The following is a 2268-nucleotide window of genomic DNA, read 5'->3' as shown; positions in this document are numbered from 1 at the left end:
GTGCAGCGGCGCCTGTGGTTCCTGGGCCAGTGGGAGGCGGACAGCCCCGCGTACAACATCCCGCTCGCCCTGCGCCTCACCGGGACGCTGCACGTCGACGCGCTGGAGGCCGCGCTCCAGGAGGTAGCCCGCCGGCACGAGGTGCTGCGCACCACCTACGTCACCCGTGACGACGCCCCGGCCCTGGTGACGCACCCTGCGTCCCGGGTGACGCTGACGCGCCACGAATCGACGCCGGCTGCGTCAGGCCGCGAGCAGGTCCAGGCCGCCTTCGAGGCCCAGGCCCGCCGCCCCTTCGCGCTGGAGCACGACCTGCCCCTGCGAGCGGACCTGTGGCGCGTCACCGACACCGAGCACGTCCTGCTGCTCACGCTGCACCACATCGCCGCGGACGGCTGGTCCATGGGCGTGTTGATGAAGGAGCTGGGCGCGCTCTACGCGGCGTTCGTGGCGGGCCAGCCCTCGCCGCTGCCGGAGCCCGTCCTCCAGTACGCGGACTTCGCGCACTGGCAGAACGCGCGCATGTCCGGTGACGGCCTCGCGTCCCACCTGGAGGCCTACCGCGCGCGGCTCCAGGGAGCCCCCGCGCTGCTGGAGCTGCCCACGGACCGTCCGCGTCCGACGGTGCGCACGTCGAACGGCGCCATCGAGCCCTTCGACCTGACGCCCGCGGTGTCCCAGGCGGTGCGGGCCCTGGCCCAGCGCGAGCGCGTCACCCCGTTCGTGGTGCTGCTCTCCGGGTTGAGCGCGCTGTACCACCGCTACACCGGCCAGGAGGACCTCGTACTGGGCACGACCGTGGCCGGCCGCGACGCCTCCGAGCTGGAGGCCCTGGTGGGCTGCTTCGTCAACACGCTGGCCCTGCGCACGCGGCCGGTGGGCACGGGCAGCACGCGCGAGCTGCTCCAGCGGGTGCGCGAGGAGTTCCTCGCCGTCGCGGACCACCAGGCGCTGCCGTTCGAGAAGCTGGTGGAGGCGACGGTCTCCGAGCGCAACCTGGCGCACGGGCCGATCTTCCAGGTGATGCTCTCCGTCAACAACATCCCGAGGAGCTCGCTGTCCATCGCGGACCTCGCGGTGGAGGAGCTGCCGCTCGACACGCGCACGTCCAAGTTCGACCTGAGCTGGTCCGTGGACGACGTGGGCGAGAGCCTCACCGGCTCCGTGACGTACAACTCCGACCTCTTCGAGCGCGACACCGTCGTGCGCATGGTGGGCCACCTGCGCGAGGTGCTCGCGGGCATGGCGGCCCGGCCGGAAGCGCCGCTGGCCACGCTCCCGCTGATGCCTCCGGCCGAGTCCACGCGCGTCGTCCAGGAGTGGAACGCGACGCGCACGGAGTACCCGCCCGCGCTGGACGTGGTGCAGCGCTTCGAGTCCCACGCGGACCGCACGCCGGACGCCCCGGCGGTGGCCTTCGAGGGCCGCCGCTACACCTACCGCGAGCTGGACGAGCGCACCTCCCGGCTGGCGCACCACCTGCGCAGCCTGGGCGCGGGGCCGGAGGTCCGCGTCGGGCTCTACCTGGAGCGCTCGCTGGACACCGTGGTGGGCGTGCTGGGCATCCTCAAGGCGGGCGCGGCCTACGTGCCTATTGATCCGTCGTACCCGGCGGACCGCGTGCGCTTCATGCTGGAGGACGCGGGGGCCTTCCTCGTCGTCACCGAGGCGCACCTGGCGGATCCGCTCCAGGGCTCGCCGTCGCTGCGCCCCGTGTGCCTGGACCGCGACGCGGAAGCCCTCGCGCGCTACCCCGCCACGAGGCCGGAGCGGATCCATGGCCTGGAGCACCTGATGTACGTGCTCTTCACCTCCGGCTCCACGGGCAAGCCCAAGGGCGTGGCCGTGGAGCACCGCACCTACGGCAACTACCTGGAGGGCATCCTGCGCAGGCTGGACGCGCCCCCGGCCAGCCACTTCGCCATCGTCTCCACCTTCGCGGCGGACCTGGGCACCACCATGGTCTACGGCGCGTTGACGACGGGCGGCTGCCTGCACGTCCTGTCGCACGACCGCGCGGCGGACCCCACGGCCTTCGCGGACTACCTGCGCAAGAACCCCATCGACGTGCTGAAGCTGGTCCCCAGCCACTTCGAGACGCTGCGCTCGCTCTCCGCGCTCCCGGACCTCCTCCCCCGCGCGAGGCTCGTCTTCGCCGGCGAGGCCTGCCCCTGGGACACGGTCGCCGCCATCCGGGCCGTCGCCCCGGACCTCGTCATCCAGAACCACTACGGCCCCACCGAGACGTCGGTGGCGACGCTGACGTAC

Annotated in this window: 1 protein-coding gene; it reads left to right on the top strand. The window is 72.8% G+C overall.

The window, feature by feature from the left end; genetic code table 11:
* Positions 1-2268: non-ribosomal peptide synthetase (locus D7V93_RS42020; RefSeq protein ID WP_147451639.1), on the top strand; the 2268-nt coding region annotated here is incomplete at both ends.

Origin of the sequence: Corallococcus llansteffanensis, assembly GCF_003612055.1 — a bacterium.
Classification (GTDB): Bacteria; Myxococcota; Myxococcia; order Myxococcales; family Myxococcaceae; genus Corallococcus; species Corallococcus llansteffanensis.
Note: the sequence above shows the minus strand (reverse complement) of the source record. Positions and strands in the feature narration are given on the sequence as shown.